General features: G+C 42.0%; 11 protein-coding genes. 2 read left to right on the top strand and 9 right to left on the bottom strand.

What is annotated here, in order from left to right; translation table 11 throughout:
• The first annotated feature begins 619 nt into the window (after positions 1-619).
• Positions 620-4,069, top strand: coding sequence for a PAS domain-containing hybrid sensor histidine kinase/response regulator (locus WA256_RS09255; protein ID WP_335990745.1), 3,450 nt, complete (start codon positions 620-622; stop codon positions 4,067-4,069).
• On the opposite strand, the gene WA256_RS09260 is transcribed toward WA256_RS09255, so the two are convergent.
• From WA256_RS09260 to WA256_RS09270, 3 genes are all read right to left on the bottom strand, one after another.
• Positions 4,066-7,038 (bottom strand): DUF3857 domain-containing transglutaminase family protein, encoded by a 2,973-nt coding sequence (locus tag WA256_RS09260; protein WP_335990747.1) that lies wholly within the window; start codon positions 7,036-7,038, stop codon positions 4,066-4,068. The two genes, WA256_RS09255 and WA256_RS09260, sit on opposite strands and share 4 nt — an antisense overlap.
• Positions 7,039-7,208: 170 nt before the next feature.
• Positions 7,209-8,318 (bottom strand): DUF547 domain-containing protein, encoded by a 1,110-nt coding sequence (locus tag WA256_RS09265; RefSeq protein WP_335990749.1) that lies wholly within the window; start codon positions 8,316-8,318, stop codon positions 7,209-7,211.
• Positions 8,319-8,501: 183 nt separating this feature from the next.
• Positions 8,502-9,671 carry a DUF547 domain-containing protein gene (locus WA256_RS09270; protein WP_063530479.1) on the bottom strand — a complete coding sequence of 390 codons (1,170 nt, stop codon included), beginning with the start codon at positions 9,669-9,671 and terminating at the stop codon, positions 8,502-8,504.
• Between the two features lie 132 nt (positions 9,672-9,803).
• Between WA256_RS09270 and WA256_RS09275 the strand changes: the two genes are divergently transcribed.
• Positions 9,804-10,328, top strand: coding sequence for a DUF2569 domain-containing protein (locus WA256_RS09275; RefSeq protein WP_063529420.1), 525 nt, complete (start codon positions 9,804-9,806; stop codon positions 10,326-10,328).
• A gap of 1 nt (position 10,329) precedes the next feature.
• Here the strand turns inward: WA256_RS09275 and WA256_RS09280 are convergent, their stop codons facing one another.
• The 6 genes from WA256_RS09280 to WA256_RS09305 form a co-directional block, all read right to left on the bottom strand.
• Positions 10,330-11,610: a sensor histidine kinase gene (locus WA256_RS09280; RefSeq protein WP_335990753.1), complete on the bottom strand. Its 1,281-nt coding sequence runs from the start codon at positions 11,608-11,610 to the stop codon at positions 10,330-10,332.
• Positions 11,611-12,987: a sigma-54-dependent transcriptional regulator gene (locus WA256_RS09285; RefSeq protein WP_335990756.1), complete on the bottom strand. Its 1,377-nt coding sequence runs from the start codon at positions 12,985-12,987 to the stop codon at positions 11,611-11,613.
• A 57-nt stretch (positions 12,988-13,044) separates the two neighbouring features.
• Positions 13,045-15,495, bottom strand: a complete 2,451-nt coding sequence (locus tag WA256_RS09290; RefSeq protein WP_063529423.1) for an ABC transporter permease — start codon at positions 15,493-15,495, stop codon at positions 13,045-13,047.
• Positions 15,495-16,247, bottom strand: a complete 753-nt coding sequence (locus tag WA256_RS09295) for an ABC transporter ATP-binding protein (protein WP_335990760.1) — start codon at positions 16,245-16,247, stop codon at positions 15,495-15,497. Before WA256_RS09295 ends, WA256_RS09290 begins: the two co-directional genes overlap by 1 nt.
• A complete protein-coding gene (locus tag WA256_RS09300) occupies positions 16,244-17,521 on the bottom strand; it encodes an efflux RND transporter periplasmic adaptor subunit (protein WP_335990762.1) in 1,278 nt (425 codons plus the stop codon). Before WA256_RS09300 ends, WA256_RS09295 begins: the two co-directional genes overlap by 4 nt.
• A 153-nt stretch (positions 17,522-17,674) precedes the next feature.
• On the bottom strand, positions 17,675-18,337 hold the full coding sequence (locus WA256_RS09305; protein ID WP_054552322.1) for a response regulator transcription factor: 663 nt from the start codon (positions 18,335-18,337) through the stop codon (positions 17,675-17,677).
• Between the last annotated feature and the right edge of the window lie 5 nt (positions 18,338-18,342).

The raw sequence follows: 18,342 nt of genomic DNA on the forward strand, positions 1-18,342 counted from the left end.
CTTATATGTTGCCAATATCAAGGGGCGTTGCCATTAGTAACATATAAGCTAAAGCTTTAACGTGGCGACACGCGTTTCTGGGGAGAAACAAATTCAATCTGAACAAGTCATCATACTTCGCTTGGCTTGTTGAGATTAATTATCAATTAGGTTTGCGATGCTGTCAATATGTTTTTGAAAATAATTCTCATTTAGTTTGGCTTGCAGATTTGGTACGAATTTTAGACATAAAAAAAGCCCTGTAAGGGCTTTTTTAGTTTCATATCTACCGTCACCGATATGAGCAATGTAGCAAGTAAAATAGTAGGGCGATCACCTGTTGCCAATATCAAGGGGCGTTGCGATTAGCAACAGGCGATCTTAGCTTTATCGTGGGCCACACGTGTTTCAGGGTCGAGAAACAAATCAGTTTATTCCGAACAAGTACTTTATCGTCTTGTTGATAGTGATTATCAATTAGATTTGCATATCTGTCAACACTCAATTGAAAATAATTCTCATTTCTTTGTGTTTGTTTTTTAAACTTCCGTAATACAATGCATTAGCACTAAAGTTAGGCTGTAAATTACGTGCAATAAAAACTATGCTGGGGCTATAACAATTAAAATAATCACATGCGATGTTCTCAATTTGGTCAATAAGCCTTCTTGCAATTGTATATCTGGCAATTTTATTTGCGGTTGCAGGCTGGGCTGATAAAAGAAAAGTATTGCCTTTTAAAGGCTTAACCTATGGTTTATCACTTGGGGTGTATTGCACCTCTTGGGCGTTTTTTGGTACCACAGCACAAGCTGCTTACAACGGTTGGTGGTTGGCTCCGACCTATGCCGGTACTATTTTGTTATTCATTTTTGGCTGGCAAGTTTATTGCCGCATAGCGCATATCTGTCGGCAGCAAAAAATAACCTCAATGGCAGATTTCATTGCGACTCGGTATGGTCAATCGTCGAGTTTGTCTGGGCTCATTTCATTGATTTCAGTGATTGCCATTGTGCCCTATATCTCTTTACAGCTGAGTGCAACGGCACAAAGTATCAACTTACTTACCGATCGTGCTGCCACACAAAGCCATGAAGTATGGGCCGATAGCACTTTTTACATCACGATTGTATTGGCACTATTTGCTATTTTATTCGGCGCGAGGCGGCTAAAGCCCAGCGAACATAATCCAGGTTTGATAGCCAGTATTGCCTTTGAGTCTGTGGTTAAGTTGTTGGCGTTTTTAGCGGTGGGTTTGTATGTGTGTTTTGCACTATTTGATAGCCCAGTGGCGCTGTTTGAAAAAGCGCATGACCTAAATATTGATCAGCAAGTGGCGGCCACACAAAGTCCAACCTATGTGTATGTTGCTCATACTTTGCTTGGTATTTTGGCGACCTTATGTTTGCCAAGACAATTCCACATGAGCTTTATCGAAAAAAATAACGATAAAGAGCTGGCCTCGGCGCGTTGGCTATTTCCGATTTACCTCTTACTTATTAACCTGTTTATTCTACCGATTGCATACGCCGGATTAATTTACTTTCAAGGTCAAGAAGTCGGCTACGACACCTTTGTATTGGCTTTACCTATGGCAGCTGATGATGCCTTTGTGGCGTTATTAGCCTTTTTAGGTGGATTTTCAGCGGCAACCAGTATGGTGATTGTGTCATCAATTGTGCTTTCAGTGATGATCACTAATGACTTTATTAACCAGTTTATTTTACGCCGCTCGCAACTTACATCGAGTAGTCGCGGGCTTGATAAAAATAACCTTTTACATGCGCGTAAAATAGTTATCGTATTGATTTTATTGCTTAGTTACTTCACTCACCGAGTGCTAGGCGAAAGTACAACCCTTGCCAATGTGGGTTTGATGTCGTTCACCTTAGTCGCGCAATTTTCGCCGGCCATGATCATAGGCTTATGGTGGCGACAAGCATCGTGTCGCGGTGCGCAATTAGGGATTTTAAGCGGTTTTATTATTTGGGGTTATACACTTTTACTGCCGAATATCGCCGGAGGTTTAGGAAGCGATAGCTTATGGCTTGTGAATGGACCGTGGGGAATAAGCTGGTTAGCACCAACCGATTTATTCTCATTAGGCATGGAAAGCATTAGCCAAGCTCTATTGCTATCGTTAGGTGCGAACTGTTTAGTGTATTTCTTAGTGCCGTTATTTAGTCGTGCAACCTTGGCTGAACGCTTACAGAGTAATAAGTTTGTTTCGCAGCTGAATGATTCGAAGGTAAGCAATCATCTACAGCCTTTGAGCTACCATGACCTAGGTGCACTATTGCAACGATTTGCCGAAAAAGAAGCGGCACAGTCTTTGGTAAATCATTACTTTCCTGATGATAAAAGTAAGTGGAAACGTCCTGCCAATGTTGAGTTAGAGCTATTAGTTGAGCGCGAGATGTCTGCGGTGATCGGCGGCGCATCGGCACGGCTTATTTTAGATGTAGCGAAAAATGAGCAGCGCCAGCCTCTAGAGCAGGTTGCTGAGTTTGTTGATGAAGCAAGCCAAGTACTTAAATTTAATCGTGATTTACTGCAATCAACAATCGAAAACATTCAACAAGGGATCAGTGTAGTTGATAGTGAGCTGCGTTTGGTAGCTTGGAACCAAGGCTACAAAACCATGTTCGCCTACCCAGATGATGCGCTTTACATAGGCCGCCCTGTTGCCGACATTATTCGTTTTAATGCCGAGCGTGGCTTATTTAGCGGCGAGAGCATGACCAGTGAAGTCGAAAAACGCTTAGCCTATTTACGCCAAGGCAGCGCTTATAAATATCAGCGCTCGCACAATGATGGCCGGGTGTTTGAAATGCAAGGTAACCCACTGCCAGGTGGCGGTTTTGTAACAACCTATACCGACATCACCGAGTTCGTAAAACAACAAAAAGCGTTAACCGAAGCCAATGTTAGCCTTGAAGAAAAAGTCGCAGCACGCACCTTGGCATTGACTCAAGCAAACCAAGAGTTGTCGATGGCAAAGCAAGTGGCTGAGCAAGCAACGGTCAGTAAAACGCGCTTTTTTGCTGCTGCCAGCCATGATTTGCTACAACCTTTCAATGCCGCGAGCTTGTTTTGTTCTTTAATGAATGAAAAAGCCCAAGACACCGAACTTAAAGAGCTGGCGATGAATATTAAGAATTCATTGGGCAGCGCCGAAGAGTTGTTATCGAGTATTTTAGAGTTAACCAAGCTCGATTCGGGCTCGTTTAAAGTACAAATGAGCGAGTTTGCTGCCAGCTCGTTGGTTGAACCATTGCGTAATGACTACGAAGCCCTTGCCCGCGAAAAAGGCTTAAAGTTTATTATTGAAACCTGCGATGTACGCTTGCATACCGACAAAGCGCTGCTGCGACGAGTGCTGCGTAACCTTTTGAGTAATGCGATTCGTTATACCGAGCAAGGTGAAGTGCGCTTAAAAATGCAGTACGACGATGATCATGTATCCTTCATTGTTGAAGACACAGGGATTGGTATTGCATCGAGCGATCAACAAACTATTTTCCAAGAGTTTAAACAGCTTGGTGCAAAGCCAAGCGCCGAGGGGTTAGGCTTAGGGTTGGCAATCACTAAACGTATATGCGACTTACTTAAAATACCGCTAGTGATGGGGTCTGAACTTGGTAAAGGCACGCAATTTACCCTAACTCTGCCTTGTAGAGTGAGTAATGCGCCAGCGCAAGCGAAAGGTGCTGAGGCATCACAAGAAACAGAGCTGGGGCAATTGCGTATTTGGTTGCTTGATAACGACCGCAACGTGTTAGAGGCATTAAAGCAGCTACTCGAAAATTGGGGCTGTGAAATTTCAACAGCCACTAACTTAGCGGAGCTTGAGCAGTTAAAGGCAAGCCAAGCCCTGCCGCAATTGTTGATTATTGATTATCAGCTTGATGATGGGGTAACAGGACTTGAAGTGATTGAACAAGCGGCACTAACACGCTTACCTGCCATAGTGAATACCGCGAATCATGATGAAGGCATACGCGAGTTAGTGCTCGATGCGGGCTATCCATTACTTTATAAGCCTCTGAAAGCGCCCGCCTTAAAACGCATGATTAAGCGACTGACTTAATCTGCGTTTTGCTCAGTTGCTGGGGTATTGGCTTTAATTAAGCGCTCTACCTCAGCGACAAACTTCTTATCTAAGTCATCTTCATGGCTCAAAAATAACAGCATTTCATCACCATTATGGTCGATTACTGTTACCGTGGTGGTTAGTAGGGCGCTTTTAGCATAATCAACGTTGAGCTCTTTAATGTCACTAAAGCGGCGTTGATCTTTTTCGAGCACACCTTGCTCATTTTCCCAGTAACTAAAAATGGTGTTTTCTGTGATGCCGTTTCCATCAGTTTTAAAATCGAAAAATGCGTCACTATAAAAATAGTGCACATTCTCGTTGGCAGGAATAATTTCTTTTCTTTTTAAAAAGTTAACTTGATAGGACCAAAGCTTATCGCCGGTTACTATGGTTGAGCTTGGCAACAAATATAGCTCATAAATTAAGCCATAAAATAACCAAGGCAACATGAATATCGAAATGATAACCTGCCTCGCTCGCCACTGAGAGTGGTACTCAAGAGCCTGTTCTGGTTGCTTGAGGTTTTGAATGTAATTAACCAGTGGCAACCATAGAATAGGTATAACTAAAAACAGCCAAGTACCGTATTCCCAGTTATAGCTTACGACTTCAGAAATGATAATCGCCAGCCATAACACGAACCCAACCGCAACGGGCATGATCTTATTTTTGCCAAAGGTTTGCTCGCTGTGCTTGCAAAGTTCAAGTAACAACGGAATAAAAAACAGAGGTGCGAATATCCCTCGAGCAATAGGCATAATGTGGCTTTGTTGTTGCTCTTTTATCGCTTTCCAGTTGCGATAGCTCCAGTAGTGAATGAATATTCCTAAGCTCAATAAGCTGTAAATAACAAACTTACTGTTACTGACAGGGTAGAACTGTTGCTCAGCAAAAACTGGGCGGTTACTTGCTTCTATACGCCAAGCCGCGATGAAAAAGATGATTGCCGCCAAGTAACTTAAAATAAAAACGCTATACCAGTTGGTTTCGTCATCCGCTGGTGTGGTTGTTGAGCTATTTGTGCCGTATTTAATGATGCCGAAATGGGTCGCGTTATTGAGTTTTTTGCGCTCGCTTAGGTAAAGGTCTATTTGATCGGCTGGAATATGATCCTGCTTAGCGCTGTAATCAAAGTATAAGGTCAACACCGAGTCTTTAAATGTCACGCGTTTCTCGAGATGAAAAAATGGGTTGTCGACTGTGACCTGCTCATCATCAAACTGCCAATTAGAGTCCGTAAACGCAACCTTTATGGTTGTTTCGATATTATTTGGGTAACGAAACCACATTGGTGCATTGTTACGCTCTCGCTGTTCTGGCTTATAAACTGAGTTTTGAATTTCACTGGCGTAAAAGTCGTTTTGAAAATCATTACCCTCAGGTCGCCAAAAGTCATCAATAGTATAGTACTCATTGGTAATTAGCTGACCGGTGCCCTTTGGAGATTCAACCAGCATAGGTTTGGCTGTTTGTAAGCCCTTGTAGGTATCTTGATAATATTCGCGGTAATCATCTTCTACGCTTTTTAAGCTGTTTTTAGCGATTGAACTGCGGCGGCTAATTGCTTCAAAGTCGCCGTATTTATATTGAGTTGAGAAACTAACTGGCTCATCAATACCTTCTGGGATCTGATAACTATCAAAAACCTGTATGCGTTTTAGGGCAGGCTCTGTGAACATATCAGTAAAGCCTGTCTCACCTTGCTTTATGATTAACGCTACATCGTAGTTCGGTTGAGCTAAATGTGCTAAATCGCCGCGCTGGTATGAAATGGTCGGATCAAGCCAATAGCGCTTACCTTGGTGCTCTAAGGTGACAATCACATGGTCAAACAAGCTAGGAGAGACCGGTAAGCTGGCAGTACGCTTTCTGTCTTCAGTGTTAACTAAAGCTGGATGAGCCTCTACGCCGAGCGCTTTAAGTAAAGAAATGAGCAAGACGGTTTTGTCTTTACAGTCGCCATAGCGCAATGCCAAGGTTTCTGATGCAGGAGTAGGCTGGTGCGAGTTAGTGCCCATTTCTAGGCCTAAATAACGTACTTCGTCTTGGCTAAAGCGCAGGGCTGCAACAATTTGAGACTCTAAATCGGTATGTTGAAACTTAATTTGACGGGCAATTGTTTCAATAGCAGGGCTTACTTCGATGGCCGATTGGTATAAAGGTAACGACCAATTGACTACCTCTTGCCAATTATTTACTTCAGAAAAATACACTTCTTTGTAAGGTGAATACCAATGCGGTACTTCGCTTGCAGAGCGAATGGTCGGCTCATTGTGTTGGCTAATTTGGTAGTCAAAACCCGTATCGAGCTTGGTTTTAGTAACTGGCGACTCACCATTCATAAAGTTGATATATAAGGGCGAAGGCTTTTGCCACTTTACCCGCATAAATTGCTGCACTATCGGCACCGACCAGTTTAGTGTGCGCATGGTGCTGAAGTGTTGATAAACCGGATTACTCCCCGAAACCGTATAGCTGTAATCTAAAATATCCATGACCCGCATATCATCAATAATGACATTTAGGCTTAAGGTGCCATTGTATATACGACTTGCTAAGTCGGTCTCGCGTTGTAACACCTGAAGCTCGGCACTATTTAGTTTATCTATATATTGGCCGTCACGAATAATGCCTAAACTATTGAGCGTAAGAGATTGATAATTTGGGTCAAAATCAATATTCAGCTGGCTTATATAATCAACCCCAGACTGATTGACCGCTTGCATTACGGTGCGATTAAAGCGTTGCTGTGGGGCTTGCTCAGATACCTGAAGCTGAGTGTCGAGCATCAGGTAGAAAGTCCCGTCTCGTATTTGGTCTCGAGGTATCTCAGGGGTAAGTAACTCATGGTGTTTTACCCAGTTAGCTGCGGGTGCAACCTGATAGTCTTCAGCGGCTGCAAAGCAGCTCACAAAGAATAAAAAAACAGCCAGTACCTTAAGTTGTAAGTGCATCCATTTCATTGTTATTTTCTAATTACGTTTAGTTTTATATGACAAATTACTGAATTTCACGGCATGAGCCAAATAAAATTCAATATAAATGCTTCTTTTTAGGTCCAATGCTCAATAAGCGCTAGTTTTCAGTGCTTTCTTTATCAGGTAAGTCTTTTATTTCAACGCGACTATTTACTTCATAGTATTTTTGCGTGATTTTTTTTCAAAATCTCGCGGCGCAATGTGCTTACAGTGCCAGCTTTAGTTAAGTGGTTACCATAGGTCGTAAATGTTTTATCCCAGCCCAGTGCCACAATACTAGGATCGACAACAACTGCATTACCTCCACCATAAGCAACATCGGTACCTAAAATATCGGTAATATCGTAATTATCGATACTAAAAGAGAGGTTTTGCACAACTTGGTCTTTATCTGGTTCTTGAATAACTAATGATTGAAGATGGTCAGCTAAGTCTTCTTCAAAGTTAGGGAAATAGTTTTTCTTTTCAAGATATAACGAAGAAACACGTGTGCTATGAGTATCAATAACACTGCCTCGATTTGAATTTACAAATTGCACTGCATTGTTAGTCAGGGCGGTAAATACATTTTTCGCTGTATATGGGTAGTTAAGTAAATTTGGGCTACCAATATAACCACGGTAATAGCCATATATTAATAGCGGGTCATTGTTAAATAGCGGTGCAACAATGTTGTACTCTATATCGTTCAATGAATATTGATTACCGTTAAAGTTAAAGCGTGGCTTATCAAAAAAACTTGGCTCTTCGTTTATTAGCTTAGATAAGTTTTTTACTGGGTACTGCTGGACTAACTCATTGAGTACCGTCACGTTATAAAGATTGAACCAGTAAGCGAGCAGTTCAGACTTTGGCAAGTTACTCAAGTTAATCTTATTTGGCAGGTCGGCCGTATTTTTTTGTATGACCTGCAAGGCTTGCCTCATTTTAGGATTGTCTTTATATGAATCATAATAAAAGCGGTTTGCTTCTGTTGCTGTTGAAGGTTTAGGGTTGGATGATAAATGTGTACCAATCGTCGTGGTGTGTGAGGTGATGCGGTAGCGGTCAGACATGCCTAAATCAATGACCGAAGCACTTAATATTTGCCCATAGCCAGCGTAATCAAGAGTAATGTTTGAGTTTTCATCATACTGATGAAATTGGCTAAATTTTTCTTGGTTAATTGCTGTGATGGCTGTTTTATTAATAGGAGCCGTTGAATTACAGGCTGTTACCAGAATAAGTGATGTTGTTAATGCGATGGCCTTTATAGCGCTTTTCATTTTTACCACCTTCCTTAGTACAAAAAATAAACATATTACTTTTGCTTTAAATTGGCAATATCCAGGTAATTAACACAGAAATAATAAGACTTAAAGTTGGCTATTGCGGTTTTGCTAAGTGTTTTAGTTGGGTATTTAAGGGGGGTATTAAAGCGGCTCATAGCGAGCCGCTTTAGGTTTATGTTATTTATCTTCAGACTCTTTAGCTGGTAAGTCTTTTATTTCAACGCGAGTATTTGCTTCATAGTATTTTTGCGTGATTTTTTGCAAAATCTCGCGGCGTAACGGGCTTACATGGCCGACTTCTTTAGTTAAGTTTGCACCATAAGTAACAAATCTAGTATCAAAGCCCTCTGCGACTATACTCGGATCGGCGACTGTCGCATTACCTCCACCATATTCCACATCACTGCCTAAAATATCGGTAATGTCGTAGTTATCGATACTAAAAGAGAGGTTTTGTACAACTTGCTCTTTATCTGGCTCTTGAATTACTAACGATTGAAGGTGGTCAGCTAAGTCTTCTTCAAAGTTAGGAAAATAGTTTTTCTTTTCAAGGTATAACGAAGAAACACGAGTGCTATGGTTACCTATCACACTACCGCGGTTTGAATTTACAAATTGCACTGCGTTGGTGGTCAGGGCGGTAAACACATTTTTTGCTGTATATGGGTGGTCAAGCAAATTTGGGCTGCCAATGTAGCCACGGTAGTAGCCATATATTAATAGCGGGTCATTGTTAAATAGCGGTGCAACAATGTTGTACTCAATGTCGTTTAATGAATACTGGTTACCGTTAAAGTTAAAGCGTGGCTTATCAAAAAAACTTGGCTCTTCATTTAATAACTTGGTCAGGTTCTTAACAGGGTACTGCTGCACTAACTCATTGAGTACCGTCACGTTATAAAGATTGAGCCAGTAAGCGAGTAACTCTGATTTTGGTAAGTTACTTAAATTAATTTTGTTTGGCAGGTCGGCCATATTTTCTTGCACTATTTGCAAGTCTTGCTTCATCTGAGGATTCTTTTTGTACGAATCATAATAAAAGCGGTTTGCTTCTGTTGCAGTCGACGGTTTTGGGTTCGACGACAACCGGGTGCCAATTTTGGTTGTGTTTTGTGAAATGCGATAGCGGTCTGACATACCTAAATCAATCACCGAGGCATTTAATATTTGCCCGTAGTCAGTGTACTCAAGGGTGATATTTGATTTTTCATCGTACTGATGAAATTGGCTAAATTTTTCTTGGTTTATGGCTGTCGTTGCTGTTTTATTAATAGGAGTCGTTGAATTACAGGCTGTAACTAGAATAAGTGATGTTGCTAATACGATGGGTTTTATAGCGTTTTTCATTTTTATTACCTTCCGTAGTTTAAAAAATAAACATAGCGTGGTTTTTCTGAAAGCGCAACAATCTGTTGTTTTTGTAAATTTTATTAAAAAATAAGCGTATAGTAGAAGAAATAAAAATAATAAGGACAACTCATGGAAGAAGCAAAACAACAAAATCAAATCGAAACACCAGAAGCTAAAAGCCCCGAAAATGATGACTTAGTTGGCATAAAAGGTTGGCTTATTCTAGTGGCGATAGGTGTGGTACTCAGCCCTTTTAGAGTATTTATCGAATCAATTAATACCTTTAAACCCATTTTCACGACCGAGATGTGGCAACGCTTAACATCGCAATTTGGTGATATGTATCATCCACTTTGGGAGCCTTTACTGATCATTGAAATGGTGTTTAATGCAGCACTATTTTTAGCTTCGCTTTATTTAATTGTGTTGTTTTTTAAGCATAAGAAAGCATTTGTAAGTTGGTACTTAGCGATATTATTTGGTGGATTAGCGTTTATTGCTCTAGATGCCTATGCGGTTAGTTTAATTGTGCCCGATGTCGATGTGTTCGACGATGAAGTTAGAACTATGATTATCAGAGGGCTTATTCAAGCTGTGATCTGGGGACCTTATATGCTTTTATCTAAGCGTGTGAAAGCCACATTTGTAAAATAAGCTATCTGGGCACCGTAATTGTAGCTTCTGTGCCTTGCTGGGGTTTTGAGTTTATTGATAATTCAAAGCCTTGGTTGCGCACAAGTTCTCGGGTGATCACAAGCCCTATACCTGTGCCATTTGCCTTGGTTGAGTAAAATGGCACGAACAAGTTATCGGGGTTTTGAATGCCACAACCTTGGTCGCTAATTGCAATATTTAAGCTATCACCTTGCCTTGACCAAGTGAGGCTAGGGGCAGAATTGCTGCCTGCTTCAAAGGCATTTTTTATCAGGTTGATCAACGCTTGTTCTAGCTGGCCTAAGTCGGCATTAACATGTAATTCTTCGCTGCTATTTATTACTAGTTCAGGAAAAATAGCACTTAAACGTGTGTTTAATTGCTCGCTACTGATTGCCTGCTTTTGTGCGGGTGGTAGCTTTGCAAACGCACTGTAACTGGCTACAAAATCAAGCAAGTGTTGAGCGCGCTTTTCTATAACTTGCAGCATATCTTGGGCGAGATCATCGTGACTGCTAATTTGCCCTTGGCGCTTAAGGGTTTGCAATGATTGACTCATTGAATAAATCGGCGTGAGTGAGTTACGTACTTCATGATTTAACACGCGAATTAACCGTTGCCAAACAAGTTGTTCATTATCGCGAAGCTGTTGCTCAATTGAAAAGAAGGTGAGTAATTCAAAGTTTCTGCCGGTCCGCCAAAAAGTCTGCGATGAGATTTTAAAGCGTTGTTTAAACAGTGAGTCACTGTTTTGTTGCCATTCGCCATCATGCAGAGCAATGCCTAAGTCGCTGGCCGACTTACCTTCAATTCGGCGATGACTAATACTGTTTATAAACGCCTTATTACTAAAGTAAATTAAGCCATGGGGGTCTAGTATAACGATGGGTAAGTCCAGCATGCTGGCAAACTCAAAAACAAACTCTTCTGTTTGCATATAATGGCGTTTGTTCTTGGCTATTTTATTGCTGAGCTTGGCAAAATCTTGCTTAAGCGCTGCGACTCGTCCACTTTGATAAGACGCTAAATGCCAACTATTACTTTCGTCATTTGCCAGTGCATCTAGTTGCAGACCAAAGCGTTCAACCACATCGGTGATCGTACGGTAGCTTTTAATTAAAGCAAAAGCGCTTATCCCGATAAACGGCAATAATAGGCTGATACTGGCAAACCAATCTAGTTTTAAGCTGAGCGAAAGGGCAATACCAAGCGTTAATAGCACCGCTACAAGCATATAAAAATAGCGTCGAATACGCTGCTCTAACGACAGCTTGTTACTCATTTAGCGTTCTACTTCTTTTAAATCGAGCTGATGTTTATCAATGCGACGATAAATCGCCGATTTGCTTAACCCTAAAAATTCTCCTGCGGCGATAACATTGCCATTAAATTGCAGCAGTGCTTTTTGAATCATCTGTTTTTCAAGCTCTTCAAGGGGCAATAGTGGCAAAGCCTGTTCGGCATTGCTATTTGTTTGCTCGCAACTTGGTTGATCTAAAATGAGGTCATTGGCTTGAATATTGTTGTTATCGCTCATGATCACCGCGCGTTCAATACAATGGCTTAGCTCACGAATATTACCAGGCCAACTGTAATTTTTTAGCGCCTTTAGGGCATCATCACTGAGCGCCATATTCGCTCGTTGATATTTTTTACCATGCACTAACAACAAGTGTTCAGCTAAGGGAGCTATGTCGTCTTTTCTGTCGCGAAGCGGTGGAATGTGCAGTTCAATGGTATTGAGTCTAAATAATAAGTCACGGCGGAATTCACCCTGCTCAATGGCCGTAGCTAATTCACTATTGGTAGCAGAAATAATGCGAACATCGGCGGTTTTGGTTTGGCTTGAGCCTAGCACTTCAAATTCTTTGCTTTCTAGCACACGGAGCATTTTACTTTGTAGCTCAAGGCTTAAAGTCGCAATTTCATCTAAAAATAAGGTGCCGCCTTCGGCAATTTCAAAACGCCCTAGGCGGTCTTCTTTGGCATCAGTAAAAGAGCCTTTCTTATGGCCAAATAATTCGCTTTCGAATAGCGTCGGGGCAATGGCGCCAACATTCACGCTTACACAGCGTTTATCAGCTCTGAGCGAGTGCTGGTGGATATAATGTGCCAATAAGCTTTTTCCAGTGCCATTTTCGCCGGTAATTAAAATGCTGGCATCGGTTTTAGCTGCGCGCTCAGCTTTGGCAAGCAACAGCTGCATGACTTCTGATTGAGCTATGTAATGTGCTTGTGTGTCACTGGTAAGCGCCTTTAAGCAAGCATTGTCGTGATTACTTTGCTTGAGCTTGAGTTGTTGTCGCACAACGGCGGTTAAGCGTAAGTTATTCCATGGCTTTTCAACAAAGTCGACAGCCCCTAATTGCATGGCTTTAACGGCAACATCAATGCTGGCCCATGCGGTCATGACAATGACAGGTATGGTCGAACCTAATTGATTTAGTTGCTTTAAAAAGCGTAACCCTTCTTCACCTGAGGTCGTGTCGAGCTTGTAGTTCATATCAAGCAAAATCAGGCTAATGTGCTCTGATTTTAATAACTCAAAAGCATGTTCAGGGCCTTCGGCCTCAAGGCAGTGTAAGCCTAATTGTTGTAATGCAACAGTAGCAGCCAGACGTACATCAGCTTGATCGTCTATGACTAAGATTTTGTCCATGATGTTTTCTTATTATCCTGTTGAGGTGGCTTAAATTTAAGCCACCATTTTGTGCTGTTAATCGTTACGTAGTGCGGCCATAGGTTTTGCTTTAAGCAGTAAAACCAAAGGTCTAAAGCAAGCGAATAGCGCAATACATAAGGTAATACTCCAAGCGAGTAATTGCAGTCTTACATCAAGTATCAGCCAAGACATTAGCTGTCCTTGTAACATGTAAAAACCCACTATTACCGCGGCGAGAGCAACCGCAAAACCAATGAGCACAGGGATAATAGCTTCAACACTCATCAGCTTGAATAAGCGTGCTTTTTTCGCACCTAATGCCATACGAATACCAAACTCATAGCGGCGCAGACCCAGGTTGTAGCTCAGTACCCCAAAAATACCGATTGCTGCTAATAATAGAGTAAATAGCGCTAAGGTACTACACAGAACCACGGTCAGTCGGCTCATATACAGTAAATTGTCGTACTCTTGTTGCAGGTCATTAAATTGCCACATGGTTAAGTCGCTGTTCTTTTCTTTTAGCGTATTAAGTATTTGTTTATTAGTCAGCTTAACGCCTTCAGAAGCTTTGATAGTAAACATGTAGCTATACGGTGTTGCTGGCCACCAAATGTGACGACCAAACGACTCATCGTAGTATTTAGGGTGATTAAAGTCTTCGGTTACACCCACCACTTCATACATCTTTTCTTCTAAACCTTGGTAGCTCTTGCCGATGATATTTCGATAGTCTTGGCTTGGTAATAAGTTCTCTGCAACGCTAACTGATACCAGTATCTCGTTGGTTTCACCACGTATAGCTTGTTCGCTAAAGGTGCGGCCAGCGAGAATTTTGGTGTTAACTAACGCAAAGTAATCAGGCCCTACCCACTGACTAGGGAAGAAAATTGAGCTTTTACCGTTTACATCTGTCAGGGTGTTGGCATTTTGTCTTTGCGAAACAGGGCTGTGACCCAGGGCAACATCATCAATGCCTTGGCTATCAAGCAAAACCTGCTTGTATTGCAGCATATGTTCGTAGCGCTCAGCCAATGACATCTGATTATTTGGCTGGAACAGGTTGGCAAAATACAGGTTTTCGGTATCACTGCCGAGTGGGCGGTTAATCGTGCCCATGGCTTTACTCACTACCATCACCGAAAAACTCACAAGCAGCGCGGCAACAAACATTTGTGAGCCAATTAAAATACGCACTGTACGGCCAGATACCTGCGAAACTCCGCCTTTACCACTGTTCTGCATTTGCGTATTTAGGGTTTTGTAATTTACCAAACGCGCTGTAATTACAGAGAAAATATAAGCAAGAGCAATACACAGTATGATGGCAACAATGACCAACGTGCTATCAACCGCCAAGCTGTTAACCAGTGGTAATCGTCCTTCTGCCAATACTTTAAATAAACGTATGCCCCATACCGATAAAAACAGCGCAATGCTTACCGATAAGGTCATTAAAATCAGTGACTGTAAAAAGATACTTTTAAATAACGTGCTGCGCTTAGCGCCTAAAACCGCCTGCAAGGCGAGGGTTTTATGTTGAGCAAGAGCGCGTGAGAAAAACAAAGTGCTTACATTAAGTACTGCAATAATCAGTAGCCCTACTGCACCAGCTAACATCATTAAGCTTAAGTCATCATTATTACCCAGCTCAACATCACGATACGAGGTTACTTCAGGTTTTACATCGGTGATACCACCATTGTTTAGCCACTCTGATTTAACCGTATCAATTTGTTGTTTTAAATCGACTTTAACTTGGTCTATGGTGACCCCTGGCTTTAAAACTGCAATCAGTTTTAGGTTTTTAAAAGTGTTTGTCCATGGGCTTTGCCAATCGTCATTGTGAAAGAAGCGACGGTCCGCACTTGATGGAAACCATACTTCAACATCACTTGCTTTAAACATATAAGGTGGGCTGAATGAATCATCAACAACGCCGACAATACGGTGAACATAATCGGTTTCACCCGCCATGACTGAGAGTGTTTTACCAATAATGTTCGGGTCGCTGTTGTAATGCTTGCGCCAAAAATTGGCAGATATAACAACGCGGTCATCAGGTGTTTCTAGCGTTTCTCCAAGGTCAAAACCTTGTCCCATTAAAAATGGTGTGTTTAATAAGTCAAAATAGTTGCCGCCAACATACAGCACAGGCTCTTTCGGTTCGCCATCTAGGTTTGCAAAGATTTGCTCACCCGCATTGATCATCATACTTTGTTCAAAGCTTTGATTATGCTTAAGCCAATGCACCATCGATTGATAGCTTTGAAAGCCGGTGGCATCGTAGTCATCATAAGTAAGTGATTGCTCAACCACTACCATGCGGCTTTCATCGTATACATCAAGGGGCTTTAAAAAGTAGCTGTTAACAAGGCTAAGCACCACAAATAAGGTGGCAAGAGTTAAAGCAAGCGTTGCGATAACCGCTGTCACAAAGCCCGGTGCATTCATTAATGATGCCCACGCTAAGCTTAGTTGGGCGCGTGTTTTGGTTAATTTCATTACATCACCTCGGCGCTTTCGAGTACTTGCTCAGCAGTGTCGCTGCTAGGTGCTTGGCGTGCTTCAGAGTAGGAAACAATTTCACCATCTAGCAATTTAAGTTGCGTTTTAGCACGTCCGGCATAACGTAAATCATGGGTTACCATGCAAATCGTGGTGCCTTTTTTATTCAGCTCATCAAGCAAGTCCATGACGGCATCACCATTTTTTGAATCTAAGTTACCAGTTGGCTCATCCACCAATAAAATGCTTGGCTTGCCAGCCAGTGCGCGGGCAATAGCAATACGCTGTTGCTGACCACCAGATAATTGATTTGGTTTGTGCTGAGAGCGGTGGGCCATCTCAACTTCATCAAGGGCCTGTTTTACCGCAAGCTCAATTTCGCTCGGGCTCATGGCTGGCTCTCGATATGTGAGCGGCAGTGCTACGTTGTCAAACACCGATAATTCATCAATTAGGTTAAACGACTGAAATATAAAACCAATGTGAAGGTTTCTAAGTTCAGCTTGCTGATCCATATCAAGGGTTTTTGTGTCGACTTCTTTAATGAAATAGTCGCCAGCAGTTGGGCTATCGAGTAAGCCTAATAATGACAGCAGCGTCGATTTACCACAGCCAGATGGGCCGCTAATGCAGATATAGTCACCTTGGTTAATATTCAGGCTGATGTCTTTTAATGCATAGGTTTCAACATTTTGGCCGCGATAAACTTTGGCGATTTTGTTTAATGAGATAAGCGTATTGGTTTTCATAAACTGTCCTGTTCGATTTTTATTGTTGCCAAATGCTGCCATTTAGAAAGGTCTGAAATGATCAGCTGTTCGCCCACGGTGGCACCGCTCAAAAGTTGAATTTGATTGTCACTGAGTGTACCAAATTCGATATTGGTTGGCGTTGCTAACTGGGTGTTTGGATTAAGTTTAAACAGCGTGGCTTCGCTATTTGCTTGTGCTTTTTGCGGCACGTTAATGGTTAACGCATCGGGAATAATGTTGCTAACCACATAGCCTTCAATGCTTAAATCGGGTCGAGCATTAGCAGGCAGTGTGCCTTGTAAATCAAGTTCGATAATAACTCGACCATCGGTAACGATAGGGTCAATTCGGGTGACTTTGGCATCAACTTCACTGTGGTCTGCTTGGCTAAAGGTGTTTACTTTCGCTGCCATATTGAGTGCCACTTTTTCGGCATCTGCTTGCTTAACGCTTAGCTCTGCTTTGAGTGCTTTGTTTGATCCAACCACCGCAAGGCGGGTACCGGGCACGAGATTTTGGCCAAGTTCAACATTCAACTCTTGCAGCATGCCATCGATACCTGCCGTTATTTGCAGCTGATCAAAAGCGTGTTGCTCAACTTGATAATTAAGCTCAAATTGGCTTAATAGTTCTTGCTGTATTTTACTACGTTGTAAGTGCATTTCTTTAAGCTGTGCAAGGCGTTGCTGCTCGATACTTACGCGCTCTGTAAGCTGTGCAACGTTTAGCATACTTCGTTTGTAATCGAGGCTTGAAACAATCCCTTGCTCGATCAGTTTGCTTTCAGCATCGACTCTAAGCTCTGCACTTTGCAGCTCACTTTTTAATATGGCGAGATTTGCTTGGCGCTCAAGTAGCTCACTTTGTTGGTTAATTCTTTGCTCATTAACACTGGCTTTTTGGCGAGCAAGTTCTAACCGAGCGACCGATAAACGCTGCGCTTGCTGTGGGTTGACGAGGCTTAAAATCACAGTGTCTTTTTTAACGATAGTGCCGGGGTAAACATGGATAGCTTCGACCATTGCAGTATCGGTATTGGTTAAATAACGTTGATACTTTGGCTTTAAACGACCAAAGCCACGTATTTTTACCACAAAATCGGCTTGTTCTACGGTTGCTATTTGCAGTTGGCTTGCAGCAACTACAGTGGGTGTCGCCCATTGATACACCATTAAAGCGCCAAGAGCCGACACGCCAATGGCTGCAGCCATAAGCCATTTTTTAGCTTTTGATTGCTGAGGTTTGCGTTTTAGTGTGCTGTCTAAATCCATGATACTGATAAATTTAAATAATCATGGAATAGCTAAGGCGAATTTTGCGCCAAAAACTAAGGTATTGAAAAATAATGACTTTTTGTTTTTTGGAACGTGAGCTTTTCCCACTACTGGGAAAGCGAGTTTTAAAACTGGGAGTGAATGCTTAAATTAGCTTTCTTCGATTTTGCCAACTTGCGAAAGCTGATTAAACAAAATGCCTGCTTGGGTGCGGTTATAAACATTGAGTTTGCGTAAAATCGCTGACACATGTTGTTTGATTGTGGTTTCTTGAATCGACATTTCAAAGGCGATTTGTTTATTCAATAAACCGTCGGCAATCATCGCTAGTACGCGGTATTGCTGTGGGGTTAGTTTTTCGAGGTTACGAGCAAATTCGCTTTGTTCGTCGTTGATCACCACATCGGTTAAATCTACTTCAGGTGGTAACCAAGTGTCGCCGTTGAGTACATGGCTAATTGCTTCACTGATGACATCTAAAGAAGATGACTTTGGAATATAGCCTGCAGCGCCAAGGCTCATCGCTTGTTTGATTATGGCGGGTGTCTCATTGGCAGAGACCATAATCACTAAGATATCAGGGTAATGGTTACGCAGTTGCGAAAGGGCTTGTAGGCCATTTGCACCTGGGATCGTAAGGTCTAAAAATATTAGTTCAATCTCAGGGTGAGCGCTTAACAGTGCAAACAAACCATCAATGTCACTGGTTTCTTTAATATGTTCTTCTGGCACTGATGTCGCGGCAGCTTGACGCAGCGCACTTCTAAATAACGGGTGATCATCGGCGATTATGGTGTTCACAGCTAAAGACATTCCCT

It is taken from the genome of Pseudoalteromonas sp. CH_XMU1449-3 (assembly GCF_037027245.1).
Taxonomy (GTDB): domain Bacteria; phylum Pseudomonadota; class Gammaproteobacteria; order Enterobacterales; family Alteromonadaceae; genus Pseudoalteromonas; species Pseudoalteromonas shioyasakiensis.

Bases quoted from the DNA above. Each gene is read 5' to 3' on its own strand.
- WA256_RS09255 (WP_335990745.1), top strand. From the start codon at position 620: ATGTTCTCAATTTGGTCAATAAGCCTTCTTGCAATTGTATATCTGGCA.
- WA256_RS09260 (WP_335990747.1), bottom strand. From the start codon at position 7,038: ATGAAATGGATGCACTTACAACTTAAGGTACTGGCTGTTTTTTTATTC.
- WA256_RS09265 (WP_335990749.1), bottom strand. From the start codon at position 8,318: ATGAAAAGCGCTATAAAGGCCATCGCATTAACAACATCACTTATTCTG.
- WA256_RS09270 (WP_063530479.1), bottom strand. From the start codon at position 9,671: ATGAAAAACGCTATAAAACCCATCGTATTAGCAACATCACTTATTCTA.
- WA256_RS09275 (WP_063529420.1), top strand. From the start codon at position 9,804: ATGGAAGAAGCAAAACAACAAAATCAAATCGAAACACCAGAAGCTAAA.
- WA256_RS09280 (WP_335990753.1), bottom strand. From the start codon at position 11,610: ATGAGTAACAAGCTGTCGTTAGAGCAGCGTATTCGACGCTATTTTTAT.
- WA256_RS09285 (WP_335990756.1), bottom strand. From the start codon at position 12,987: ATGGACAAAATCTTAGTCATAGACGATCAAGCTGATGTACGTCTGGCT.
- WA256_RS09290 (WP_063529423.1), bottom strand. From the start codon at position 15,495: ATGAAATTAACCAAAACACGCGCCCAACTAAGCTTAGCGTGGGCATCA.
- WA256_RS09295 (WP_335990760.1), bottom strand. From the start codon at position 16,247: ATGAAAACCAATACGCTTATCTCATTAAACAAAATCGCCAAAGTTTAT.
- WA256_RS09300 (WP_335990762.1), bottom strand. From the start codon at position 17,521: ATGGATTTAGACAGCACACTAAAACGCAAACCTCAGCAATCAAAAGCT.
- WA256_RS09305 (WP_054552322.1), bottom strand. From the start codon at position 18,337: ATGTCTTTAGCTGTGAACACCATAATCGCCGATGATCACCCGTTATTT.